Raw genomic sequence first — 25,611 nt, forward strand, 5'->3', positions numbered from 1 at the left:
GCTAATTTGTCAAGATAAAATGAAAAAAAACTTCGTAGCAGTTTTTCGGAGCCCGATATGTTCGCACGTAATGGCTAATTAGTAATTCGTAATTGATACCAGTTTAAAACACTAGATATTAATTTTGTTCTGATTCATCTGCAGGCGATGGGGGCCAAGCAGCTTGGCGACCTAGTTGCTGTTGCCGAATTCGCTCCAAATTCCCTGCTGGAATAGAAGCTATCAGTTGTCGCGTGTAAGCTTGCTGCGGTTGGCGGTAAATGCGTTCAGCAGTGCCAATTTCCTCGATTTTACCTTTGTTCATGACGATCGCGCGATCGCTCATAAACTTGACTACGCTCAAATCGTGAGAAATAAAAATATAAGTCAGTCCAAACTCTGTTTGCAACTCCTTCAGCAAATTTAAAACTTGCGCCTGCACCGACACATCTAATGCCGAAACCGACTCATCGCAAATAATAAACTTAGGATTCAAAGCCAAAGCTCTAGCAATACAAATTCGCTGCCGCTGTCCACCCGAAAACTCGTGAGGGTAGCGCCGCATAAAATCGGGATTTAAACCCACTCTATCCAACAAATAAGCCGCGCGCTCGCGCTGTTCTTTCTGGTTCTTACCAAAGCGGTGAATCACCATCGGTTCCATCACCGCATCCCCAACATTTAGGCGCGGATCGAGAGAACTAAAAGGATCTTGAAAAATAATTTGCAGATCGCGCCGCAGCCAGCGCAATTTGCGATCGTACTCTTTTTTCATCCGATAATTAGCCATCCACTGCGATGCCGAACTACTTTTGGCAGGAGGCGTAATTTCTTGACCTTCAAAAAACACTTTACCGCTGGCGATCGGAATTAATTGCAGCAAAGCTCTCGCCAAAGTAGATTTGCCGCAGCCCGACTCGCCCACCAAACCCAAAGTCTCGCCCGGATAAACCTCAAAAGAAATATCGTTTACCGCCATAAATAAGCGTTTGGTTTCGCCAAACATTCCCTGCACCGGAAAACCAACTCGCAAGTTATCAACCGCTAGCAAAGGGCCAGAAATATGCGGCAGACGAGGCGGTTTTCCTGTTGTAAAAGCAGGATTTCCCCCGCTGCTGTCGCCGTCTAAATCGGCATTTTTCTCGACAATTACCAATTCGCCGCTAGCATTTGTGGTGACATCCATAAAATCGGAAACTGTCGGCAAGCGGCGCAGTTGCCGATCGAGAGTTGGGCGACAAGCTAATAAACCTTTTGTGTAAGGATGTTGGGGGTTGCTGAAAATTTGTTCGATCGCACCGCACTCAACAATCTTGCCTCGGTACATCACCGCCACGGTATCGCCAATTTCAGCAATGACGCCCAAATCGTGGGTAATAAAAATCATTGCCATGCCTCTAGAGTCCCGCAACTCCCGCAGCAAAGCTAAGATTGTTGCCTGCACGGTTACGTCCAAAGCCGTTGTCGGTTCATCAGCAATTAATAAAGTTGGATTGCAAGAAATGGCCATTGCAATCATCACGCGCTGGATTTGACCGCCTGAGAGTTCGTGGGGGTAGCGATCGAGCATAGCTTGTTTTTGGCCGTTGACGAGCTGCATCAAATCGCGATCGTCGTCCATAACTGCTTGATTCCCCGCAGCAGTCCGGGAATGCTCTTGCCGCAAAGTCAAACACCGCTGCCTGAGCTCATCGTCGCCCGGTAGCAGCTTCACCTCTTGTAGCAGAGAAGCAGCTTGGCGTCGTGCTTCTGTCTGCGACACCTGTTGGTGCAAACAAATGGCTTCTGTGAGTTGAAATCCGATCGTATAAACGGGATTTAGCGAACTCATCGGCTCTTGAAAAATCGTCGCAATCTGGCTGCCCCGGTATGTTTGTTTTTCCCTGTCCGGCATTTCCAGCAGATTCACAGGCCCATTGCTAGCACCGTCTTTTGTCGGAGAAAACCAAATTTCGCCGTCGATTTTCGTTGACGAACTCGACAGCAAACCCATAACAGCGAGGGATGTTACCGATTTTCCCGATCCCGACTCTCCCACGATGCCCAGAGTTTGCCCTCGCTTGACCTCAAAGGAAATGCCGTCAACCGCTTTGACGGATGCAGACGCATCGCCTGCGTCCGCAGATTGAAATTGAACCCGCAGGTTGCGAACTTCTAGGACGGTTTCACTCATGGAGGTCTATGGCAGCTAAATGGAGATTAAGTGGATTGTAGCAGGGCCTGCAGAAGGCAGAAGGCAGTAGGAAGATTTTAAGATGGCTTTGCATAACAGATGGCGAAAGCTAACATTCTTCGCAACGCTTCGCCGCGGATGAGTTTTGAATTTTAAATGGTTTATAACTTAAAACTCAAAACTCAGAACTACTGGGGTGCCTTCTGCCTGCGAGTAATGTTCCTCAAAAACCAATGATTTGAGTGTCAGCAGGCAGTGCAGTGGCCTCGGAGACCTTTTTAAACACGGTTGCCTGTTCGTTTAAGGAATTAGGTCTGGCCTGTCCGGGATTGGTGCCTTGCAACTGAAGCCGCATTTGACCTTCTGGAGTCAATTCAAAAACAGTCTCAACGGTTTCTGTGCTGCTGAGGCCAACATCAAGGTGCATCGGTTTTTCACCGAGATTAACTTTGTACCTCATTTCTTTGGCGCGGGCGGCTCCGTCGGGGCCTTTAGCCATGAGAAACAATTTGCCTTCTGGGGCAAAGACGAAGGTGAAAGACTGACCGGAGGGGACTGTGCCTTGCCATTGGCCTAGGAGTTGCGTGTCGATGTTGCTGGGGGCCGGGGCTGCTGTTTCTTGGGCAATTGTTGGTGCTGCTGCGGATGCAGGGCCGAGTGAGGTGTTGAAGCTAATGAGGATGCCCAAGCAAAGGCTACCTGCGATCGCTTTACCAATCATTTTTGAATTAGACATGAGACCGATCTAAAAATTGGTTATTTGTTTTGTACACTGTAGCGGTAAAACCGTAAATTGTTTAGTTTAAATTTCTTTTATGGGCAGATATAGGTTGAGGTTCAAACCTGCAACGCAGTTGTCATCCCCGGACTAAAGCTTTTCCTGAGCTTGTTGAAGGGTCACGGGGCTTTCAGTTTTTTTTCTTGTAAAATCCCATACAAATCCGGTTTAAGCTGCACAGTTCGCTGTTCTGAGTTGATTGTTTTTAACTCAAAACAGCTAATTGACTATTGCGTTCGATCGCACATATAGTTTGGCAAGTCGATCGCATTAATAGTCTTTCATCAATTTTTTTCAGGATCGGGTTCGACTCGTTCTGTCGGAGATTCCGGCGCGGGTTCCTGTGGATTTTGCGATCGTTTCATTCGCTCCAATGCCTCTGCGTAAGACCAAGCCACACTCACAAGAAAAGCTTTAGCCATGGCGGACAAATTTTGTTTATCCTCGCTTTCCGGCGCTTCAGCTTTTTGGTTGCCGTCGTTCATCATGTTTTTGTTTTCTCCCGGGCAGATTTTTATAGGGATTTTTTGCAGTCTGCGATCGATACCCACAACTGATGAATTTTCTTGCACCGCACCCTAATTATCTTTGAGGATATGACCTTGATTACCACGGATAATATCATAAATACGCTGATTGGATGACCGCATCAGAAAGAAACCTTAACTTCGCTGGTTGCCCGCAGCACAGACTCTTGCAGGAAAGTGCGCTTGTAAGTTTCGATAATTTCATTAATAGCTTGATTTTTTTCAGGACTACTTTCATAAATTAAAATAACTATTTTAGAGTTTTCTCTAATCAGAATTCCCGCTCTGTTGAGAAACTGCCCGGAGCCGTCTAATACGGTTAGCCCTTCCCGAAAGCGAGGGGTAATAACTGCCCTGACAAACTCCTGCCATTCGGATTCCGAAATTGTCTCGCCTCCCGGTTTTGTTAAGCCAAAATAGAGTTCATCTTTGAGGAGATTTGTTTGCTTGGCATTAGTATCCGAAGTTTCGGGAAGTTGAGCGCGGGCAATTGTTGCCGGACAAACAGGCAGGATGAACAGCAGGCCGGTCAAGCAAAGACTGTTAAAATGTTTATTCATCAGGAATTACGTGGAACTTCTATATGTAGGGTGCAACCTAAGCGCCTTACCGCTTATTTATTAGTCTAAAGCAAAAGGGACGAAAGTTTCTGTAGTTTAACCTCTAACCCGCATTCCAGGGGCGATCGATGCCACATAAAATTTTGATTTCAAAACCAGTTTTAACTCAGCTCAGGCACCGTTTTCATGAATAGCTTTTCCCGCCTGTTCCACCCATAGTTCAATTTTATTGTGGGTAGTTGCTTCTAGTTCTGTCTTGAAATTGTAATTGAGAATCCTGCAATATCTCATTTTTAACCACGGAGTCTGCTCAAAGGGTTTTTAACGGAAATTTGATTTAATTTAACATAAAATGATTCCAACTCAAAAACCCAGTTTCACATGAGAAACTGGGTTTTTGAGCGTCTGTCCTAGTTTATTTATGCTCGACTACTTGATTGCGTCTGTCGTATTAAGTAGCTCAACTTATTTAAACGTCAAACTTTTCAGGTGTTCAGAAACCCGGAAGGGCGAGCACTCTTGGCTGCGCCCCGAAAGCAATCAGGTTTCTCAGTGTTATATTTTTTAGGTGGAGCTACTAATCCTTTAATTCGCGGATACTTCTCTTAGCAGTGTCTTGATACATCTCCCCCATTTCTTTCACGGCTGCTCCTGCCTCTTGGCCAATCTTCTGAGCTCGATCGCCCGGAGAGTCTGAGGTTTCGCGAGCTTCTTGCCTCCATTCCCGCGTTGTTTGGGGTCTTTCAGGATTGTTGAGTTCAGACTTTGAGCTTGCTTGCGTGCCAAAACCTTTGTTAGTGCGTCCCGAATCAACAGTGGTTGTCAGAACCAGAAAACCGACTAGGACAACACTCAAAAAACTTTTAATTTGAAATCCCTTAAGCAGGGAACTGATGCGAGCAATGGCTGTGGAAATCAAATTCATCTCGGTCATACTCCCTAAGTTGATTGGTGATAATTTTCAACATTTTTTCATCTAATTGACTCGCTCCAAAACCAGCAGCTAATGCGAGGTAAAGCCAACTTAGCTTTAACTTCCGATTAACGACCTAAATAGAGTTATAGGTTAGCGATAAAATTTAGTAAACACGCAACCTATGTGTCAGCCAATTAGCTTTTTCACACATGAATATCACCTTAACAGCAGCCAAATAGTTCTACCTCTAACTAAAGTCATAACTTAGTTAGAAGCAAAAAAAATATTTTTCAGCACAGGGTTAGAGAATTTTTAATCAATCATGCGATGCAGGGAAAATTCTTATTGCAAGCGATCGCCCGTTTTCACGTCAAACCAGTGCAGCAACTGAGGCGGAAAAACCAGCTCTACAATTTCGGAATTCCAGTGGCGGTCATTGGGCAGCAAAGCCCGCACCGTTACTGGCTCCACACCTTTAACTCGGACGCTAACTAAATTTTGCATTCCCAAGTTTTCCACTAAATAAACCTCACCTTTAATTGCCTCTGAGTTCGGCATCTTGCCAGCCTCTGCATCTGCAAAGCCGACGTGTTCAGGGCGAATTCCTAACACAATTTCTGGCGGCACAGTCGGCATATTTGGAAGTGGAACTCCAGACTCGCCCAACATAGCAAAATTTCCCTGGCATTTAAGCACTAGCAAATTCATCTGCGGGCTGCCTACAAAACCAGCTACAAACTGATTTGCCGGACGAGTATAAATTAAGTGTGGCGGATCGAGCTGCTGCACGTTGCCACTGTTGAGAACTGCGACTTTGGTAGAAAGCGTCATGGCTTCGGTTTGGTCGTGAGTTACGTATACTACAGGAGCTTTTTGGGAGGAAAATAATTGTTTGAGTTCTGCCCTAACTTTTTCCCGTAATAATGCGTCGAGATTGCTCAAAGGTTCATCGAGCAAAAATACTTCCGGTTGGCGCACTAAAGCGCGGCCGAGGGCGACTCGCTGCCGCTGTCCGCCTGATAGTTTGCCGGGTTTGCGATCGATTAATTCCGTCAATCCGAGGGAGGTTGCAACTTCCGTCACTAATCGGTTGATTTCGCTGGAGGAGATTTTGCGAAGTTTGAGGCTCGATGCCATATTTTCGTATACTGTCATGTGCGGATAAAGCGCGTAACTTTGAAAAACCATTGCAATATCGCGATCGCCCGGTCTGAGATAAGTGACATTGCGATCGCCAATTCTAATCTCGCCCCTAGTTGGCTGTTCCAACCCTGCAATTAACCGCAGTGTCGTAGATTTGCCACACCCCGACGGCCCCAGCAAGGTTAGAAATTCTCCTTCGCTGACATCCAAACTAATGTCTTTTACGGGAACTACTTTAGGGCTGTAGGTTTTATTGAGGTTTTTTAGTTGCAGTTTTGCCATGATTTTTAAAGTGTTGACTGTTGACTGTTGACTGTTGATTGTTTACTCGTTACCAGGCTCTGCCGGGGAACGAGTTCTAAACTATCCTTTTACCGCCCCCGCAGTTAAACCCTGAACAATGCGCCGCTGGAACACTAAAACCAGCAAAACTAAGGGCAAAGTTCCCAAAACGGTGGCTGCGGCGATCGGGCCATAAGGAATCTCAAATACTGACACCCCGCTGAGTTGAGCCGTGGCGACGGGGATTGTCTTTAGAGATTCGCGAGTCATAAATGTTAGTGCAAAAATAAACTCGTTCCAAGCTGAAATAAATGTCAAGATTCCCGTTGTGACTAACGCGGGAAATGTCATCGGTAGCACGATTTTCCACAGCATTTGGAAAGTGTTATATCCGTCTACTTTAGCCGCATCTTCCAAATCTTTGGGCAACTGTTGAAAGAAACTCCGCATTACCAAAATTGTCAAGGGCAGATTGATCGCGGTGTAAGGAATAATTAATGCTAAATAATTATTGCCTAAATCCAAAGCTTTGACAATTTCCAGCAGTCCCAAAAATAGCAGAACTGCCGGAAATAGCGTTACAATCGTCACTGTTGCCAGAATTATTCTCTCGCCCCACAACCGCAACCGAGCTAAAGCGTAAGCAGCAGGAGCGCCTACTGCTAAACACAGCAATGTTGAAGTAATGGAAACAAAAGCGCTATTTAAAATATAAAGAGCAAACGGGCGACGTTGGAAGAGGGACAGGTAATGCTCGAAAGTAATTCGTTTGGGAATGTAGATGTTGGGAATCGCCGAAATATCTGCATTTACTTTGAAAGAAGTTAGCACCTGCCAGATAATAGGTGCGAGGAAATAGGCGACAATTAAGAGCGCTGAGATTGGCAAGATTAATTGCTGGATGTTAAAGGTTTTTTTCGTGGGGTGTTCGCGGGCGATAGACATAATTTATACCAATGAAATAAAAGTGCAACAGTTGGTTATTTAAAATCTTCAATCCCAAATCTAAAATCGTCTTAGTTTCCTCCTGCTGCATTGGTGCGGGCTCTCGATAACAGGTAAGCGGCGATCGCAACTGCTGCCACTAACAGCAAAAAAGTACACACCACCAAAGCCGCCCCGTACCCAAAGTCTAAATACCTCATTACCGTGCTGTAAATGTAGATAGAAACCGTCTCGGTTGCCCCCGCCGGCCCCCCTCCCGTCATCACCTGAATCAAGTCAAAAATGCCGAAAGACTGGGCAAATCGAAACAGCAAAGCAATCACAATTTGGGGCATCAGCAGGGGAACCGTAACTTGACGGAAACTCTGCCAGCTACTGGCGCCGTCAATCGCGTGTGCTTCGTACAAATCACCGGGAATTGATTGCAATCCCGCTAGCAAAAGCAAGCTGACAAAGGGCGTCGTTTTCCACACATCTGCTGTAATTACTGCCATCATTGCCAAAGTTGGATCTCCCAACCAGCTAATGCTATTTTGAATCAATCCCAAACGCCTTAAAATGTCGTTAATTACGCCGTATTGGTCGTTAAAAATCCACGCCCAAGCTACTCCCATCAATGCAGTGGGCAGCGCCCAAGGTAGCAAGGAGATTGTGCGAACAATGCCACGCCCTGCGAAGGATTGATTTAAGACTAAGGCAATGCCCATACCGAGAATTAATTCCAGCAAAACAGAGACGACTGTAAATACAGTGGTGTTGCCTAAAGTTTGCCAGAAACGCCCGTCCCCTAACATTCGACTGTAGTTACCAAAACCGGAAAAAACCAGTTTTAATTCTGTACCGAGGTTTTGGGTGAATAAACTCAGCCAAAAAGCGCGTAATATTGGGTAAGCAAATACTAGCAGCAGAATTATCAAAGCTGGTGCTACTAATATCCATCCGGTTTTTTGTTCGCGCTGTCGCATCTTGTCTAATTGCATATTGTTCACCTTTAATTTATTTTAGGGCGGGCTAGAAGCCCAACCCGCAAGAGAATTAGCTTTTGTGGAACAGGCTGGAAAGCCTGTTCGGGCGGGCAAGATGCCCACCCCACAATAAAAAAATTCACTCTTTGTGGAACAGGCATCTTGCCTGTTTCTGACAGAGGCAAGATGTCAAATTTATGAAGTTTGGGGTTGTTTCAAACTGCCTAATAAATTGCGAGTTTCGCTAGCTGCTGCTTTCATTGCTTGTTCTGCACTCATTCTTCCGGTAAAAGCTGAACTCAAATAACGCTGCAAAATATCAGAAGCTTGAGCGTATTGTGCCAGGGGCGGGCGCAAAGCTGGCCGTTCCACTACTTTTAGCAGTTGCGGGTAGTGGGGATATTTGGCGACTATTTCTTTGTTGGTAAATAGGGATTTGTAACTGGGAATTAAACCTGTTTCTAAAATAAATTTGCGCTGGGTTTCCTCGCTGGTAAGGTACTGAATTGCTTTCCACGCTTGTTCTGGATGTTTTGAGGTTTTGGCAATTCCCCAGCCCCAGCCACCCAAGCAGGAACCGCCTGTTTTACCGGTACTGCTGAGCATTGGCTCGATCGCAATTTTGCCTCTAACATTCGATCCTTCGGCATTTGCCAGCTTCCAAACATACGGCCAGTTTCGCAAAAACAGCGCTTTGCCATTTTGAAACAACAGCCGGGTTTCTTCTTCGCCGTAGGTGGTGACACCCGGAGGAGAGATGCCGGAGGCGATCGTTTTTTTGAGAAATTCCACTGCTTTAATTGCCTCGGGTTTATCGAGCCCAACTTCAAAAGTTTGAGGGTTTGCCCAGAAGCCACCGAAACCTGATAGCACTTCGACAAACATCGCAGATACTCCCTCGTATTGTTTGCCTTGCCACAGATAACCCCAAGTTGCTTTCCCCTGTTTTTGCAAGTTTTGAGAGATTTTTACCATCTCTTCAAAGGTTTTCGGGGCTGGAATTTTTGCTTGTTCTAAAATGTCTTTGCGGTAATAAAGCATTCCGGCATCGGAAGCGTGGGGAATTCGGTAAAGTTTGCCTCGATACCGCCCGCCTTCGACGTTACCTTGGATAAATTTAGAAAGTTGTTCGGGGGGAATTCTGTCTGTCAAATCCCTTACCCAACCTGCGGCTGCAAATTTGGGAACCCAGACAATATCCATGTTGATGATGTCGTAGGGCGATTCGCCTAACAGAAAGGCAGATGTATAAAGATTTTCTATGAGGTTGGTGTCAAAAGGCCCTTCTATGAGGTTGATGCGAATGTCGGGGTTTTTCTGTTCAAATTCTTTGACAAAGGGTTTCCAGTTAACAATGTCTTGTCCTTGCATTAACATGGTGAGCACGACTGGCTGTTGAGTCAGTGCAGGCAGAATAAATAAAAACAAGACGGCGGTTAATGTGGCAGCGAATAAGGCTAAAAGACGGGGACGCTTCTGGCTTCGTTGCTGCAGGGAATTTATTTTTTGCATTTGCTTTTGAGAAATGGCGGTGCGATCGCCTTCTTTCTCTCATAACTCGCTTTCTTTTGTTTCGCTGGATTTACCGAGTTTGTGCAATAAAAATTTAAGTAAACTTTAGCTTACTTAATAATGCTTGAGTGAAAAGTGCAAATTTTGATTTAACTGATTAGATGGCGAGTTAAATCAACATCTATCTACAGATAGATATTAAACCTATTACAAAAATCATCAACTATCTTGAGATTATCTGCGTTTATCTGTGTTTATCTGCCTGTAATCTGCGGTTGATCCTTCTCTCAAAGATTTATGCAATTCAAGTCTATTGATAACATTTAAATAAATAAATAATTCTTCCTTCTTCCTTCTTCCTTCTTCCTTCTTCCTTCCAAACACAAAAAACACCGCTCCTCAAAACAGGAGAACGGTGTATAGGGGGTGTTATGGGTTGTTGTCTGGGATTAACCTTAACAAATCACGATCGGCTGAGGCTATGCCTTGTGATGGTTCAAAAATTGGCACAAACCTGCATGAGCGCCCGCCGCTCGATCTACCTTTGGGATTAGCCCAACCATTCGACAACGGCATCCTGCTTGGTATTGGTGCGCCGTTCTGGGGTTTCGCGGTTGAATTTCAAGTGGATGGCCCGGTTTTGTTCGCCATCTGCTGCTACTGCAAAAATCGGATAGTCGATTAAGCCGTCTTGGAAGGACATCTGGAAGCGGAAAGTGCCGTCAGCATTGAGTTTAATCGGCTGTCCGCCTACGTAGACGGTAGCGTCGGGTTCGGTGGCGCCGTAAACGATCAGTTCGGCATCAGCAACTAACCAGAACTGGCGGGGACGCATCGGGGCGGCGAAGCCAACTCCCGACATACCGACACCCGACATACCGAAACCGGACATTGTGAGACCGGACATACCGACACCCGACATGGTGAGGCCGGACATACCGACACCTGACGCGGTAAGGCCGGACATGGTGGGAGCCGCCCACATTCCGACGCCGGAGGGGAACACGTAGGAACTGAGAGCTTGTTCGTGGATACCGACTTGCTGGACCGAACCGGCGACGTGCTGCATGGAACCGAAGATAGAACCAGCTACGCGCATGGATTCGGCAGATTCTGCCATGCCGAAGATTTGTTCGTAGATAGCATTTTCGGTGCTGTAACCGAAGCCATTGGCTGCTTGAGCCATTTTCTTGGCCGGAGGAACCAGTTCGGCGAAGGTTTTGCCTTGCAACTCTTCTTCCCAATCCAGGGTGATGAATTGATCTTCAATCCAGTCGCTGGGATAGACGGGAGGAACGCGGACTTGGGCCGATCGAGCTAATACCAGCCAGCGGCCATCTGCACAGCGGTAGCCGATGTCGATCGCGTAGTCCCGATCGCTCACGGGGATTGGCACATACCATTCCCGCGCCAGTTCGTCGCAGGGATATTCTTGAATGCTGTGCGGGCTTTGGATGTCGAGGTTAACATCTGTAACGTCGTAGATCCGCAGGGCGAGTTGCTGTCCTCCTTGGCGACGCATTTCTTCTTTGCGATCGTTGGGAATGTCCCAGTAAGTGTAGGCCCATTCAGGGTCGCGGGGCATTAAAACAACCCGGCTTTCGCCGTAGCCGTTGGGCAAATCTGCTAAACCTTCATCTACAGACGACAAAGAACCGCCTGTTCTATCTTCTTGACCGAGTTCAAACTTTGCTGCTTCCACTGCTTCTTGTGCCTCTAGTTTGCGAGATGGGCTGTAGGAAAATTTGGTGCGCTGAATTTCTTGAATTGATGCCAGAAGTTGCGATTTCCGCATCCGGCTGTAGCGAGAGACTCCACATTCGCTAGCAACTCTGCGGAGTTGTCGCAAAGTCATCTCTTCTAATGGTGGGCGTTCTTTTGCCATGAGTTTGTTCTCCACTTATTTGGGATGGCGGGTTAGATTTTTCGTTTCAACACAAAGGTGTTGATTTTTTGAGTTAGAAACTCTTTTAAATGCAAATATTATCGAGCTTCCAAATCTCTCCAACCTTTGAAGCCTTGCTTGTTTTTAGCTTGTCTTATCCCCCATGCGATCGAGGGTTGTGACTTCTTGGCTTCTGCGCGCACCGTCCGATCTAAATAAAACTTTTCTGTCGATTCTTGATTGACAAGATCGATTTTGTGAGTGCGATCGGTGCTGCTAGCAACGCTGTGCTGGCAGCACACGCGCTATTCGACTCCCAGGGCTGCTTAATTCAAGCATTTCTTTGGGATCGCTTTGTCATGACTTAATGTTGCAGACAAGTTGCGATCGGGTCAAGGGGTCTTTGCCATCAATCATGAGTAGTTATACGCATTTTCGTGATTTTGGGGATCAATATGTCAGGAAACCTTGACAATAAAACGCTTGTGGGGATCGTCACCAACTATTGTCAAGATTCCCTGACATGAATGAGATGTGAGATTGAGTCGGCCGGGGCGGTACTATGGATAGAGGAGATTTAGTACCAAATTTCCTAGGCTGGCAGTTGGGCGCTCTTTTTCTGCAAGCTTCGCTAACGGGCGATCGTAACTACAAGCCCGTAGTCCTGAATGCAAAAATGGTTGGATGCACTACCTATACAGATAATGTGGGTACTGCACACCCTAGACATAGACGTTCTGCCTAAATCTTGTAAAATCTCAAATCTCAAATCTCAAATCCCATGCCCTTAACGCTTTACAACAGCTTGACCCGTCGCGAATCACCTTTTGAACCCCTCGAACCAGGAAAGGTGCGGATGTATTGCTGCGGCGTTACGGTATACGATTACTGCCACGTCGGTCACGCCCGCGCTTACATTGTTTGGGACATGGTGCGGCGCTATCTGATGTGGCGGGGATACGATGTGCGCTACGTGCAGAATTTTACAGATATTGACGACAAAATTCTCAACCGCGCCCGCGAAACTAATTCCACAATGGAAGCTGTGGCGGAACGCTTCATCGATGAATATTTTGCAGATATGGACAAGCTAAATATTCTCAGGGCCGATGAATATCCCCGCGCCACCCATACAATCGACGGCATTAAACGGCTGATTCACGAATTAGAAAATAAAGGTTATGCCTATGCTTCCGGCGGCGACGTTTACTACAACGTGAGGCAGTTTGCCGATTACGGAAAACTTTCGGGCCGCAAGTTGGAAGAAATGCAGGCCGGGGCTAGTGGTAGATTGGAAACCGCAGAAATAGAAGCTCAAAAAAAGCAAGATTCCTCTGATTTTGCCCTGTGGAAAAGCGCTAAACCGGGAGAACCTGCTTGGGATTCATCTTGGGGAAAAGGTCGCCCCGGATGGCACATCGAATGTTCGGCGATGGTGCGCGATTGCTTGGGCGAAACAATTGACATTCACTGCGGCGGTTCCGATTTAACTTTTCCGCACCACGAAAACGAAATTGCTCAATCTGAAGCGGCGACGGGCAAGTCGCTTGCTAATTATTGGATGCACAATGCTTTTGTGACTGTCAACGGCAAAAAGATGTCGAAATCTTTGCACAATTTTATTACAATTCGCGATTTGTTAAATGGGAATTGGTCGGGCGATTTGGAATCTAACCCCCCCCAGCCCCCCCTTGGTAACGGGGGGAGTCAGAATGAAAGAAGCGAGAAGTCAAAACCGGTAGATCCGATGGCGGTGAGGCTGTTTGTGTTAACAGCGCACTACCGCAGTCAAATTGATTTTACCGAAGAGGCGATCGCTAGCGCTCGAAATGGCTGGCATACTCTTGAAGAAAGCCTAGTTTTTGGTAAGGTGCACGGTTCCCAATTGGGCTGGGATCCAGATAAAATTCTGAAATTGCCCATAGTGGAGAGTGAGGCTGTACAGCAATTTAGAGCCGCGATGGATGATGATTTCAATACTCCTAATGCTTTAGCTGTTCTGTTTGAATTGGCGAAGGAATTGCGGCGCGAAAGCAATATAATTGTACATGGGGGAAAAACGGAAATACCTTCGGAAGTGTTGCAACAAAAGTGGCAGAATCTGGTTAAGTTATCCGAAGTTTTAGGATTTAGAAAACCCAAACTCGTCGTGGGAAGTGCGACTATGTTTACCGATAACTCGAAAATGAGTATTAATAAACTTGAAGTGATTAGCGGATTAACTGATGAGGAGATTAAGGTGATGATTCAGCAGCGGAAAGATGCCCGCAAAGCTAAGAATTTTGCAGAGGGCGATCGCATTCGCAACGAACTCAAGGATCGGGGCATTACTCTGATCGATCAAAAAGATGGCACAACAATTTGGCATCCCAGTTGAAATTTAGAGTTTTTTAACCGCAGATGAACGCGGATGAACGCAGATAAAATTCCATCCGCGTTGATCTGTGTTCATCTGCTAATATCTGCGGTTAAAAACTCCCATTGACAAACTCAGCAACAGCCGCCACAAATTCTGCCGTTGATTCGTAAGGTAAAACATTCCGCCCCGGTATCAACAAACCCTCACCGTTGGGAAAAGCAGCCAAATATTGCGCTAATCTTTCATCCGGTTTCTCTTCCTTACCCGCTTGACTGATGCTTGAGGCTTTTTCTCCCATCACAACGAGTGCGGGGCGATCGAACTTTTGGATCGTACCGCTATAATCCTGGCGCCAAAACCCCGCTAAAAACGAGAAAACCGCGTGTCTGCTGTCAGGATTTGCCGCCCCAGCCTGCAAAGCATCCAACCATTCGCTGTCAACTTTTGCCGCATCGCCAAACAGTTGTTTGATTGAAAAAGAACGCAAAAACTCAGCGCGCCTGGCGTACCGGTAAAAAGCGTTTCCCAAGGGAGAATTTAACAAGTTCCAGACAATTCGTTGCTGTCTTTCTGTCGAATGTTTGTTCATCACAGCCCAAGCGGGAGGCCCCGCGAGAACTAACCCGCGAATTAAATTTGAGCCGCTTTCCTGCTGCATTTTTGCTAAAACCAAGCCTACAGACAGTAAAGCACCTTGCACGAGGACGATCGCAGGTTTTTTCACTACAGTTTCCAAGAAATACTGCAACTGTGCGGCCCAATCGTCTGGATAGCAAGCGACAGCCGGCATTTCGCAATCGCCGCAGCCCAAAAGGTCGGGATTATAAATGGGATTAGTATTCCCTGCTTTGTACCAACTCTCACAAAATCTATGCCAAAAGATTCTTGACAATCCAACTCCAATCGGATGAATTAATAACAAAGGGATGCTATCTTCTGTCGCAGTAGTTGGGTTATAAACTTCATAAGCACAACGGTAATTTTGCCATTCGTAAAACAGCGTTGGTGATTTTATAGACGAAATAGTGGACAAATCTTGGGTTGAATATGGCGGTTGCATATTATTTTGTTTAGAACCGATGTTACTTTTTATTATAATATGAGTAGGTGCGGGTTTAACCCGACATATCATTCGTAAATGAGAATATAAATAAACCCGCCCTGCGGGATGACATAAGCCCGAATACAAACCTTGATTACTTAATCATGTCAGAACAGCGGATTACCATTTCTTTACCTAATTTGCTGCTAATTGTAGCATCGTCCTTGCTGCTAGTGCTGCTGTGGCAATTGCGCAGCTTGCTAGTAATTCTGATGATATCAGTTGTACTGGCGGCTTCGATCGTCCCGATCGTGAATTGGGCAGAAACCATGCGCGCTCCCCGTTGGCTGGCGGTGATTATGGTTTATTTAACTCTCATCGGCGGATTTAGCGGGACGGTAGTGTTAATCGGGCCCACGGTAATCGAACAAATAGAGTTACTGCTGCGGCAGCTACCAGTTTATGTCGAAAGTTTGCGAACTGTGGCAACTAATGTATTGAGTCGCCTCACCGACGATGCCCCAACCCTGGTGGGTCAGTTGGTGGACACTCAATCGCTGACTAATTGGTTGATTCGATCGAGTCAACAACTGGTTTTGCGATCGTACAGCTTAACCAGAGGCATTCTCGGCGGTTTCTTCAGCTTAGTTTTAGCATTATTTATTTCAGGTTATATGGTTGCCGACAGCGACACATTAATCAAAAGTTTGGTGCAGTTTTTTCCGAAACCTTGGGACGCAAGATTAGCCGCACAAGTGGCGCCAATCGGTCAAAGAATGGGAAGCTATATTCGCGGGCGAGTGTTAGTTTCGGGCATTTTAGGGATATTTATTACCACAGGTTTGAGCATTTTGGGAATGCCCGAATTTGCTTTAGGCTTGGGTGCGATCGCAGGTGTTACCAACTTGATTCCCTTCATCGGCCCCGTGTTAGGAGCAGTACCAGCATTAATCGTAGCTTTAGCTAAAGGTGGCTGGGTACTTTTGTGGGTATTACTGTTATTTGTAATTATCCAGAATTTAGAAACTTACGTACTCGATCCTTTGCTGGTTGGTTCATCGGTTGGTGTGCATCCTTTATATCAATTGCTGTCTGTCTTGGGCGGCGTTCAAGTATTAGGAATTATTGGAGCTGTAATTGTGCCACCTTGGTTTGCGGGAGTGGCAGCTTTGATTGAAAACTTGTATTTAAAACCCAAACTTAGGAGCGAACATCGAGAGGCAATAGATCGGGCTAAAAATAATTCTGACTTGCCACCTCTGACACCTTCAGCGTAACAGCAACTTACGCCTTGAGAATTCAACACAGTAGACTCCAATTGCAAGCATTCGCTCACCTCTGTGGAAATTATCTGCGTTTATCCGTGTTTATCTGCCTTACATCTGCGGTTGACTATCAATCAAAGATTCATGAAATAAATCTAGTATCCACAAGTCCGCTGACTAAGGACTAATTGCCACTTCAATGCGACGGTTGCGCTGCCGATTAGTATCGGAACTATTATCCACCGAAGGGCGACTTTCCCCATAGCCGATCGCCACCCAATGATACTTCTGACCGAGTACACCCGACAAATACTGCACCACAGCCTGAGCCCGCGCAAACGACACATTGCGATTGTCCGCCGCTTCCCCCGCGTCGTCAGTGTGGCCCGCAACGCGCACAGTTGCCCCCTCGTGATTGCCCAACTCCGCCACCAAATTGTCTAAAATCGCATTAGTTCCCGCGCGCAAAGAAATGCTGCCAGTATCAAACAAAACATCGCTGGGTAGAGTCACCATCAGCCCATCCCCCCCAAACACCGGATTATTGGCATTCTGAGGCGCAGTATTCACCGTTTGAGGGTTCAGACTCGGGCTGCTGCCGATCGCCGGTAAAGCAGGCGCAACACTTGCCGCCGTTTCCGGCGCCGCCAATTCCCGCGACATCAACTGCAAACGCTTTTCCAAAGTTTCCGTCGGGCGGCTGCTGCCCAACTGACTCTCCAAAGCCGCCGTGCGACCAATCAGGGCGTTGAGTTCGCCCTGCAACTGTCTCAAATCCGACTGCAATTTCTCTCTCTGGGCAGGACTGACTTTTGACTGGGGAGTCGGTGTAGCGGTTGGTGGCGGGAGCGCCGGAATTGGCGTTGCTGGGGCGCGTTTCGGGCTGGAGGTCAAATTTTGAGTTACACGTAGCAATCTCTCTGCCAGCGGCATCTGCGTCGCGCCTGAGGGAGAGATTTGAGCGATCGTCATCCCCAAAACCCAGGCAAAACCGCTGCCCACCCCCAGCAGCAGCAGTCGAAAAATCAGCGACAGTACAAGCAAACCTTTTCCCCGCGACTTGGAGACGCGAGTGGGGGGGATTGAAGGTTTTTGGTTAAAAGATCGCGTCATATTTCATCCCTCTCAGTGTACATACCAGATTAATTTCGATACTATCTTACCTATCCGATTTGAAATTTGAGATTTTAGATTTGAGATTTGGCCTCCAATCTCAAATCTAAAAAAGAAACCCGGTTTCTATAAATCTGGGGTTTGGTGGCGAAGCATCGAGGCAGAAACCTGGTTTCTAGTTTGTTGCGTGCCAGCCTGAATCTGTTGGATAATTCAGTAAAACTTTTGGAAAAAAAACCGATGACTGACCCTTTAAATAGCCCTTATCCCGTTCCTTGGGAATGGATTAGTGCCACTCATGCTAAAGTGAGCTCCACTGCCGGCACAGGCCTCCGCTATTATCGCAGTCCATCCCTAGTTTCAACTAACGGCCAATACGCAGCTTACAGTCGAATTGAGTTGCAAGTGCAGCCGGAATTCTCCCAGTGTCGGGTTAGCAGCGTCATGTTTGTGGAAAATCTCAAAACAGGCGAACTGCAAACCGTGGCGGCTGCTTCGCCACTGGCGGAAAGTGGGATGTATGGTAGCGATGATACAGATATGTCAGGGACGATCGCCATTTTAGTGCCTGTTTCTTGGAATCAAGACGGTTCCCGCATTCTCGCCCGCGAATTTGAAGCACTTTTCAACTCTTCCGATATGTCCGACTACGGTGTCATTTGGGACAAAAATGATAATTACACTTATACCGTTGCTCCCGCTCGCAGTCTTTACACTCATGCTGTATTGTTGGGTTGGAGTCAAGTTTGTCCCGGAAAAGTTCTGTTCCGCGCAGGCAATTTGGGCGATCGATCTTGGCCTCTTTGTGCAGTGGATATGACAGGGCAAACGGTACCTGTCACCGAGGACAAACCCCTAGTTTTCGGCAGTCAAGCCAGCACAGACTGGATCGAACCTAAAACTCGTTTTTAGATATTATGGCGGCATTTTCTTTGATCTGGCCAACAATTTTTTTAGTATCAGGTCAGTCTTTCAACCAATTCATTTTGACCTTGGGGCTGATTATTTTAGCTGTTGTTTTTGGTTTAACAGCGTTTATTTTTATTCGCATTTTTCTAAATTGGTTGCAGACCAAATTCGAGAACTATCACCTCTTTAGACGCTCGTCTATAAAAAAGACTGGTCATTTAACCGCTAATATTTCACAACCTGAAAAGGTTTTTTTAGAACCCCGATTTGTAGAAAGTGACGGAAATTTAACTGCTACTATTTTTGGAGGAAAAAACGATATTTCAATAGCTTTTGATCCGGAGACTATCTGCGAAAATTCAGCATCAGTTGCCTATCTCTACAAGCCGATCGCCCTTTGGCACGGACGCTTAATTTTGCCCTCAAACGAACAGCGCCAGCCCTACGGTACAGTGTTTCTTGAAGTAATAAATGCCCCCAAAAAGTATAAAGATTTTATTGGCAAAACAGCCTTTTTGAAGTGGAGTACAAATCGCGAAGTACAGTTTTTTGTCCACGCCGTCAGTCAAGATATAAACTTCACACAAGAAACTAAAAAAAGTCAAAAATCTGGCAATATCCATCCAGAGAGATTGAACGGCTGGCGAAATGTCGGGCCTTTAGAAACTCTAGCAGGTAGCAGACTTGAAGACAGCGTGACTGTGATGCTACGCAGGCCGGTGATTGCGATTAATTATAGCAGCAGCGATCGCCAGGAACTCACGATCGATCGCGAGCCAGTACAAATTATCGGACGTTTCTGCGCCTTAGTATCAATTTTACAGCGAAAAGAAACCGACAGCGACAAATTTATTGTTCGGCATTTCAACAAAACATCTCAACAATTTGACGGCGCCGCCGAAATTATTCGGATTCCACAAGTACAGCCAGACAAAAATGGCGTAGCGAGGTCTACCAATCACCTGATCGAACAATCGCCATTAAATCCAGACGGCTGGTACATTTACGGCGAAAGAGACAAAGACAGTATATTTGTAGTGCAGGCAATAGAACCCCGCAAAATTGCCCAATTAACACCAGATGAAACATATTTCGGTCTCAAAAAATCTCTGGCTTATTTAAGCAACAAGAATTGGGAAAATACACCAGCCCAAAAAGGGCAAGCCAAAAGAGTATTGTTAACCCCGAATGGTGCTACAGAAAACACTTCCATCTCTCCTTGGCAAGAAGGAGATATTGGGATAGTGATTCACAGTTTCGGCGGTATCGGCGGCAAAAAAGGCGAACAGCCACCGCTGGGAATTGTCACGGGACATTTTGCTTTCGGAGTAGCAAAAGTAGTGCGCGATCGCTTTACTAGCGAACTGCGTTTTGACATAGAATACAAACAAGTTTACGCCCACAATCCCGACGGAATTGTTGCTGGTTCCAGCAAATGGCAAAGCTACATGGGAGACTTGCAGCGCGGCTGGTTGGGCGATCGCCCGGTTTGCGATATCATCTGTAAATTAGACTGCGTGTGTTGCGACTACGATTTTGACGGCATCACCTTGTCGCCTTTAACCGAATTAAACCAGCAACTAGATATCATGATGGCCCGCTACCGCAGCGGAGACGGCACCGGCGCAAGTTTAGTCACGCCAGCAACTTCTTGCGTCCAAGATTCAAGTCAGGCAATTTACGCGACACTTAAAAAAATTACTTCCGAAATAGAGTCAAATCCTCAGATTCAAGACTGGCTAAAAACACATCCTACCGACGCACAAACCCAAAGGTTTCACCAGCTAGTAGCATTAGGAGAGAGTTTAGAAAAAGTATTAATGCCCCTCGGTATTGTTCGTCCAGATTGGCGCAAAAATTCGAGATTAGCGGGGATTGATTCTGAACTGAAAAAAACATTTTTTGTGGGTATAGCAAACCTGATAAAAGCTGCTATTAGTTACCGAACAATGTTGCCCAGGCGCACCCAAGATGAAATCGCCAAAGTTTTATTAAAACAGGGAGCATTTTTGTGGATAATTCGCACCAATCAAGTTGGGGGATTTGACCCAGATATTGAGCCGATCGCACCAACAGGGCTTTGAATCATATCAAATCCGGCTTAGAAACCCCTTGATAAGAATCGGGGGTTAAAACCGATCCTAGACAAACTTTCGTCCTAGCAGAGAGGGACTAAAGAATAAAAGGGGTATGAAAACCGGATTTCGTATCAGTCAACAGTCAACACTCAACAATCAACCATTACCAAGGACTGACTTGAACAGTGCCGTCTGGTGCCAAAACTACACGAAAATCAGCCAGCGCTTCCGCAGGTGGCCTGCTGCCAACCGGTTTGTAAAGCAACTCGGACAACGGCGTTTCGGATCTCTCGACTGCTGCCGAATTCTCCGACTTGTAACCGACAATCGCCCCGTCTTGGGCCACACTCACCCGATAAACCAACTCTGCATCAACCGGAGGCTGATTCTTCACAACTCCGTCAATTTGCTGAGAAAGTTTGCCCCTCAAAAGCTCAATTTGCGCTGGATCGGTAATTGGCAAACTTGCTGCATCAGGGCTTGCCAAACCTTCAGCAACAGGACTGCGCGTGCTTTCCGGCGAAGTGCTCGATTGCGGTGTGGCGCTAGGTGAAGCGTCGGGCTGCGGCGCAGGGCTCGGAGTCGGCGAAATCGATTCAGCATTCGGAGTTTGAGTCCCCGGCAGCAAACCGTCAGCAGGGGGCGTGGGATTGGGATTCGGCGAACCCGATCCGCCCGGATTCGGCGTCCCTTGATTCTGGCCCGCTGGATTGGGCTGCCGCACCGGATCTCTCTGGCGCTGGACTTCGGGGACTGGTACCAAGAAAAACGCCATCGCCGCCAAAGCCAAACTCGACACCCCCACGACAGCAGGCAAACTCCGCTTCGCCAAAGGTTCGGCAGACTTGACGTAACGCCTGGAAATTGGGGTTAATTGCAGTGACAATTCCGGCAGCGTCTGCGTGTCGGCAAAAAACTGATCGATCGCCTCTACCAAGTCAAATAGCTGTACCGTCGTCAAATCTACTTTTGCCGACAGTTCTGTTTTTTGATCGATTTGGGTTGGGCTGCCTGTGGAGGCGGGTAGAACGGTCAATCGGTGCAAATTCCCCTCAATTTTGTGTAACTGCACCATACCCACATTCGGGCCGTAGCGATCGGGATAATGCACTCCGCTCATAAATTCTTGAGCGTAGCTGCTGACGGCCCTCACCAAGCTTTCAAAAAAATCTCGTCCCCCGCTTAGGGGCTCGCCAAGACCTGTAACATAGCATTCAGCGCTCATTAATATGGAAAGCACCGGCCGTATATCTAACTGGCTGGCTGCGGAACCATCGCTCAACCCTTCTAGAACCAGGGTGCAATTTGGCAGACTGTACTGACGCCTAATAGTCATTTTTTATTCAACTTCTCCATCAAACAGGCTAACCCAGAAGCGCTGCATTCCGGCTGTGCCTGTACAAAATAGCAGTTTGCTCAACAAGTTCAAAGCTAGCTCGTTGAGCTTGTCGTCGGAATCGTAAGCTGCAACTAGCGATCGCTTGGGGTTCATGCGCGATCGAAAGTGAGCTCGAAAGCGTTCTAAATACTCGGCCAGCGGCTGGTTCTGGTTGAGGGGGATATTTCTCGATCGCAACTGCTGCGAATCTAGCAGCAACTGCCGAATTGTGGCGGTTAACTTGCGCGCCATATTGCAGGCGATCGCCACCAGCGCTTTTGCCTCCACAATGGTAAGGGAGCGGCGCTGGGTGTAGCGTCTCAGCGGGTTAGTATTCCGCATCAGCCAAAGGGCAACCCTATTTTTGATAATTGATTCCAATTCCAGTTCCTTTGACACTGCCAGCATTTCTTCAGCACCTCCGAGATACAAGGCTTCGATCGCCAGCAACATCAAGTCAATTTGTAATCTGGCTCGGCGGGGACATCCCCCATCGGAAGGCGACAAGTCTGGCAAACTGTCTAAAATTAACGGGTTTGACTGGGTAAGCGAAGTTTCTGACGGCATTAATATCACGGCAACATCCATTCCAAACAAACTATACGGGCACGTGGGGTCTTGAGCAAGACAAATTCTCAACCAAGAACTTCTCTGGGATACTTTATTTTTATCATTGACTTTTAGGCATATTTTCTAATTTAGCAGCAACCGACCGTCACAGGCGAGCTCCAGCGGGAGTTCGATCGCCCATTCCCCCAACCCCGCCGCCACTTTGTGATTCCTTGCTTCATTAGGGGAGGAGGGGAGAGTCAGAAAGCGACAAAAAATTACCCATTTCCCATTTCTTATTTCCTATTGGGATCGATCAATGTTCCTGCTTCTGGGGTTTCCCCGCTGCTTCTCTTTGAGCCGTAAAATCACTAGCCGCCGCCTTATCAGTTAGACTAATTTTTCCCTTGAGGCTATTTTGATCCACAATTCCGCGCATTTTAACAGAACTGTTTTGACCGGTTGCTGTGGAGTCGCTGCAACCAGCTAAATTAGCAACCGCACCCGACAAGTTCAATCCTTGAGTTTCCCACTTACCAAATAGAGAAGGTTTCTCCTCGGCTGTTTTTTCCCTGCCCTCGCTGCTGCCCGATCGCAAATTACCGCTCAAATAAACACCTGACTGCCCGATTGTCAAGACCAACGAATCAGATTTCAGACATTCGGGCAAACTTTGAGCATCGAAGCGATAAGTTCCCGCAATTGCCGGAGTCGCCTTTAAATTTGTTTCGCCGTAAGCAGTTACTATTTTAAATAGTACCACAACAAAGGCGATAGAAACACCATAGAATGTTAACATTTTGACGTTAAACTGAGGCATAATCTTGGTAATTGGTAATTGGGCATTTGGCATTGGGAATTGGGGATCGGGCCTTTGATATTTGGTAATAGGTATTTGGTAGCAACTCACAAATAACCAATAACAAATAACCCATAACTACTGACTAATGACGGAGTACCGAAGCCAAGTGCGATCGCACTTTAACGTAACAGCGCGTAATCAGCAGCGAAGAATGACACTGCACAGCCAATTCATCAGTATACTGTCCCAAAGTTTGGCGCTCAATTCCCCACTCCCGACTCGTACCTGCAATAGTCAAATCCGCATTAGCAGAAGCAGCAATCACCGCTTGAATTGGTTCAGCAGCCTCCACAATCGGAGTTTCAATCCGCGATCGCACCTCAACAGGCAACTGCTCCATCACTCGCTGAAACTCGTAACTCAAGTCGTTTTCAGCTTCCCCGTCAACCGCCACCCGCAGCACCGTCAAACGGCGTTCCTCGCTATTAACTAACAGTCTCAGCGCCAATTCTAACCCCAAATCATCGTGAATGTTGGCCGCGTAAGGTACTAACAAGCTATTCAAGTTTTCCCTGCCTCTGTCAACAAAAATTGCTACATCCACCTTAGCGTTGCTGAGAATTTGACCGACACGTCCTCCCAAACGGTTGCTGCTAAAAGTAGGTCTGTGCCATCCTACTAAAATCAAATCCGCGCGATCTATTGTCGCAATTTGTGCCGTCTCCCTCGCTACATCATTAGTAACCCGAATGATGGGATGTACGAATTTTTGTGCCTCCGGCAGTTCCAAACTCTCAATCAATTCTGATAATTTCGAGCGGCGCTCCTGAATAATGCGATCGGCTTCCGCCGGCGTACTTTCAAAAGCATAGTCATCATTTAATTCTATCAAACTCAGAGGATGAACCGCCGCTGACTTTAAATCATCACCACCCATACCAGCAGCCGGCTGCGCCAGCGCTACCGCTAGTCGCAGTAAACCTTTCTGCGTGCTGGGATTGGCAACCGGTACTAAAATTCGATAAGTTGGCAGCAATTTGTTAGCAGTTTCTTCGCGGCTTTCCGCGAATTCTGAACGCTCTAATTCTGACTCGTCAGAGTTAAACTCAGAAATATCTAACCTAATTAACCGTTTTGGATAAGTCCACTCCAACAGTGGTGAAGTCATAAAAGTTGTCACTAAAGCCATGATGACTAACATCGTAAATAGCAGCGGGGAAATGACACCCAAGGAAAGACCGATATTCAGCACAATTAGTTCAGTCAAACCGCGAGTATTCATCAGCCATCCCAAGGCTGAAGCTTCGCGGTTGTTGATGCCACAAACTCTGGCAGCAACGTAAGTGCCAACGTACTTGCCGACAATGGCGACTCCCAAAACTGCGGCGCACAGCAGCCACAATTCGGGACTGTTGAGCAAGCCGATTTGAGTCCGCAAGCCGCTGTAAGCAAAAAATATCGGCAGCAGAAATATTAGTACAAAGTCTTCGGTTTTTTCGGCTAATTCTCTGGTTAATCCCGCATTTTTCGGCATGGCAGCACCCAGCAAAAATGCACCAAAAATTAAATGGATGCCGATTAATTCAGTAATTAAGGCAGAAGCTACAACTCCCATGTAAATGCCGGAGAGCACTAACTGTGTTAACCTGCCAGTGCGGTTGTAGTGTTTGGAAAGCCGCTGCAAGAACCAGCGGACTACAGTCAGCATGAAACAGATGTAAATTAAAGATGCAATAATTGTCGGTAAAGCGCCTAACATCGAGTTAGTACGAGTAACTGCGATCGCCACCGCTAACAAACACCACGCCGTTACGTCATCTACCGCAGCGCAAGTCAGGGCCAGCGTCCCCAATTTTGTATTCTGCAAGTTGTGTTCTGTAATAATTCTTGCTAGCACCGGAAAGGCAGTAATTGACATTGCAGCGCCCAAAAATAGGGCAAAGGCTGTAAACGAAACGCTATTATTTGAAACGATGGGATACAACAGCAGCGCTAGCAAGCTTCCTAGAGAAAACGGCACTAGAATGCTGACATGGGAAGTTAAAATCGCTATATCTAAATTGCTTTTGAGATACTTTGGATTCAGCTCCAAACCAATCAAAAACATGAAAAATATTAGCCCCACCTCAGATAGCACGTTGAGGAAGGGAACGGCTTCGGCTGGAAAAAGTGCTGTTGCTAAATCTGGTGCAACTAAGCCAAACAGAGAAGGCCCAAGCATAATTCCAGCTACAATTTCTCCAATGACTTGAGGTTGTTTGATCGCTCGAAATCCTAAACCTACAAGTCTCGAAAGTGCGATGACAATTAGAACTTCAAGCAGAACGAGAATGGGTATGGGCATGGCGTTTTTAGCTTTGGGATTTTTGCGGATCGAGAGGGCAGGCTACTAAAGCTGACTGAATTGCCGATCGAAAAAAATGGATACCAGCTCGATCGAAGGTAGAAGGC

At 46.8% G+C, this 25,611-nt stretch carries 22 protein-coding genes; 5 read left to right on the forward strand and 17 right to left on the reverse strand.

Annotated features, from left to right (window positions below; translation table 11 throughout):
* Nucleotides 1-118 precede the first annotated feature (118 nt).
* From QUA27_RS18695 to QUA27_RS18745, 11 genes are all read right to left on the reverse strand, one after another.
* Nucleotides 119-2,152 carry an ABC transporter ATP-binding protein gene (locus QUA27_RS18695; protein ID WP_333069651.1) on the reverse strand — a complete coding sequence of 678 codons (2,034 nt, stop codon included), beginning with the start codon at nucleotides 2,150-2,152 and terminating at the stop codon, nucleotides 119-121.
* A 223-nt stretch (nucleotides 2,153-2,375) separates the two neighbouring features.
* Nucleotides 2,376-2,888: a hypothetical protein gene (locus tag QUA27_RS18700; RefSeq protein WP_333069652.1), complete on the reverse strand. Its 513-nt coding sequence runs from the start codon at nucleotides 2,886-2,888 to the stop codon at nucleotides 2,376-2,378.
* 326 nt (nucleotides 2,889-3,214) lie between these two features.
* Nucleotides 3,215-3,502, reverse strand: coding sequence for a hypothetical protein (locus QUA27_RS18705; protein WP_333069653.1), 288 nt, complete (start codon nucleotides 3,500-3,502; stop codon nucleotides 3,215-3,217).
* Nucleotides 3,503-3,579: 77 nt separating this feature from the next.
* Nucleotides 3,580-4,017 (reverse strand): DUF3574 domain-containing protein, encoded by a 438-nt coding sequence (locus tag QUA27_RS18710; RefSeq protein WP_333069654.1) that lies wholly within the window; start codon nucleotides 4,015-4,017, stop codon nucleotides 3,580-3,582.
* A 577-nt stretch (nucleotides 4,018-4,594) separates the two neighbouring features.
* Nucleotides 4,595-4,942: a hypothetical protein gene (locus QUA27_RS18715; RefSeq protein WP_333069655.1), complete on the reverse strand. Its 348-nt coding sequence runs from the start codon at nucleotides 4,940-4,942 to the stop codon at nucleotides 4,595-4,597.
* A 333-nt stretch (nucleotides 4,943-5,275) separates the two neighbouring features.
* Nucleotides 5,276-6,358: an ABC transporter ATP-binding protein gene (locus QUA27_RS18720; RefSeq protein ID WP_333069656.1), complete on the reverse strand. Its 1,083-nt coding sequence runs from the start codon at nucleotides 6,356-6,358 to the stop codon at nucleotides 5,276-5,278.
* An 81-nt stretch (nucleotides 6,359-6,439) separates the two neighbouring features.
* The gene (locus QUA27_RS18725; RefSeq protein WP_333069657.1) at nucleotides 6,440-7,303 is read right to left on the reverse strand and encodes a carbohydrate ABC transporter permease; all 864 of its coding nucleotides are present in this window, start codon (nucleotides 7,301-7,303) and stop codon (nucleotides 6,440-6,442) included.
* Nucleotides 7,304-7,374: 71 nt separating this feature from the next.
* Nucleotides 7,375-8,283: a carbohydrate ABC transporter permease gene (locus QUA27_RS18730; RefSeq protein ID WP_333069659.1), complete on the reverse strand. Its 909-nt coding sequence runs from the start codon at nucleotides 8,281-8,283 to the stop codon at nucleotides 7,375-7,377.
* 180 nt (nucleotides 8,284-8,463) lie between these two features.
* Nucleotides 8,464-9,780, reverse strand: coding sequence for an ABC transporter substrate-binding protein (locus QUA27_RS18735; RefSeq protein ID WP_333069660.1), 1,317 nt, complete (start codon nucleotides 9,778-9,780; stop codon nucleotides 8,464-8,466).
* Nucleotides 9,781-10,330: 550 nt separating this feature from the next.
* Nucleotides 10,331-11,665, reverse strand: a complete 1,335-nt coding sequence (locus QUA27_RS18740; RefSeq protein WP_333069661.1) for a DUF4912 domain-containing protein — start codon at nucleotides 11,663-11,665, stop codon at nucleotides 10,331-10,333.
* 98 nt (nucleotides 11,666-11,763) lie between these two features.
* Nucleotides 11,764-11,967, reverse strand: coding sequence for a hypothetical protein (locus QUA27_RS18745; protein WP_333069662.1), 204 nt, complete (start codon nucleotides 11,965-11,967; stop codon nucleotides 11,764-11,766).
* 260 nt (nucleotides 11,968-12,227) lie between these two features.
* Between QUA27_RS18745 and QUA27_RS18750 the strand changes: the two genes are divergently transcribed.
* Together QUA27_RS18750 and cysS are read left to right on the forward strand one after the other, a co-directional pair.
* A complete protein-coding gene (locus tag QUA27_RS18750; RefSeq protein ID WP_333069663.1) occupies nucleotides 12,228-12,410 on the forward strand; it encodes a hypothetical protein in 183 nt (60 codons plus the stop codon).
* A 36-nt stretch (nucleotides 12,411-12,446) separates the two neighbouring features.
* Nucleotides 12,447-14,042: a cysteine--tRNA ligase gene (cysS, locus tag QUA27_RS18755; RefSeq protein ID WP_333069664.1), complete on the forward strand. Its 1,596-nt coding sequence runs from the start codon at nucleotides 12,447-12,449 to the stop codon at nucleotides 14,040-14,042.
* A gap of 91 nt (nucleotides 14,043-14,133) precedes the next feature.
* Here the strand turns inward: cysS and QUA27_RS18760 are convergent, their stop codons facing one another.
* Entirely contained in the window at nucleotides 14,134-15,084 is a 951-nt protein-coding gene (locus tag QUA27_RS18760) for an alpha/beta fold hydrolase (protein WP_333069665.1), read from the reverse strand.
* A gap of 146 nt (nucleotides 15,085-15,230) precedes the next feature.
* Between QUA27_RS18760 and QUA27_RS18765 the strand changes: the two genes are divergently transcribed.
* Nucleotides 15,231-16,343: an AI-2E family transporter gene (locus tag QUA27_RS18765; RefSeq protein WP_333069667.1), complete on the forward strand. Its 1,113-nt coding sequence runs from the start codon at nucleotides 15,231-15,233 to the stop codon at nucleotides 16,341-16,343.
* A gap of 165 nt (nucleotides 16,344-16,508) precedes the next feature.
* Here the strand turns inward: QUA27_RS18765 and QUA27_RS18770 are convergent, their stop codons facing one another.
* Complete coding sequence (locus QUA27_RS18770; protein ID WP_333069668.1) at nucleotides 16,509-17,444, reverse strand: OmpA family protein; 936 nt, start codon at nucleotides 17,442-17,444, stop codon at nucleotides 16,509-16,511.
* 240 nt (nucleotides 17,445-17,684) lie between these two features.
* On the opposite strand from QUA27_RS18770, the gene QUA27_RS18775 reads away from it, so the two are divergent.
* Nucleotides 17,685-18,356: a hypothetical protein gene (locus QUA27_RS18775; RefSeq protein ID WP_333069669.1), complete on the forward strand. Its 672-nt coding sequence runs from the start codon at nucleotides 17,685-17,687 to the stop codon at nucleotides 18,354-18,356.
* A 5-nt stretch (nucleotides 18,357-18,361) separates the two neighbouring features.
* Nucleotides 18,362-20,437, forward strand: coding sequence for an abortive infection protein (locus tag QUA27_RS18780; RefSeq protein ID WP_333069670.1), 2,076 nt, complete (start codon nucleotides 18,362-18,364; stop codon nucleotides 20,435-20,437).
* 157 nt (nucleotides 20,438-20,594) lie between these two features.
* On the opposite strand, the gene QUA27_RS18785 is transcribed toward QUA27_RS18780, so the two are convergent.
* From QUA27_RS18785 to QUA27_RS18800, 4 genes are all read right to left on the reverse strand, one after another.
* Nucleotides 20,595-21,767 carry a DUF4335 domain-containing protein gene (locus QUA27_RS18785; RefSeq protein WP_333069671.1) on the reverse strand — a complete coding sequence of 391 codons (1,173 nt, stop codon included), beginning with the start codon at nucleotides 21,765-21,767 and terminating at the stop codon, nucleotides 20,595-20,597.
* A 3-nt stretch (nucleotides 21,768-21,770) separates the two neighbouring features.
* Complete coding sequence (locus QUA27_RS18790) at nucleotides 21,771-22,376, reverse strand: DUF3038 domain-containing protein (RefSeq protein ID WP_333069672.1); 606 nt, start codon at nucleotides 22,374-22,376, stop codon at nucleotides 21,771-21,773.
* A 298-nt stretch (nucleotides 22,377-22,674) separates the two neighbouring features.
* On the reverse strand, nucleotides 22,675-23,211 hold the full coding sequence (locus tag QUA27_RS18795; RefSeq protein ID WP_333069673.1) for a hypothetical protein: 537 nt from the start codon (nucleotides 23,209-23,211) through the stop codon (nucleotides 22,675-22,677).
* Between the two features lie 91 nt (nucleotides 23,212-23,302).
* On the reverse strand, nucleotides 23,303-25,504 hold the full coding sequence (locus QUA27_RS18800) for a cation:proton antiporter (RefSeq protein WP_333069674.1): 2,202 nt from the start codon (nucleotides 25,502-25,504) through the stop codon (nucleotides 23,303-23,305).
* Between the last annotated feature and the right edge of the window lie 107 nt (nucleotides 25,505-25,611).

Origin of the sequence: Microcoleus harperi Pol14_C6, assembly GCF_036701295.1 — a bacterium.
GTDB lineage: Bacteria > Cyanobacteriota > Cyanobacteriia > Cyanobacteriales > Microcoleaceae > Microcoleus.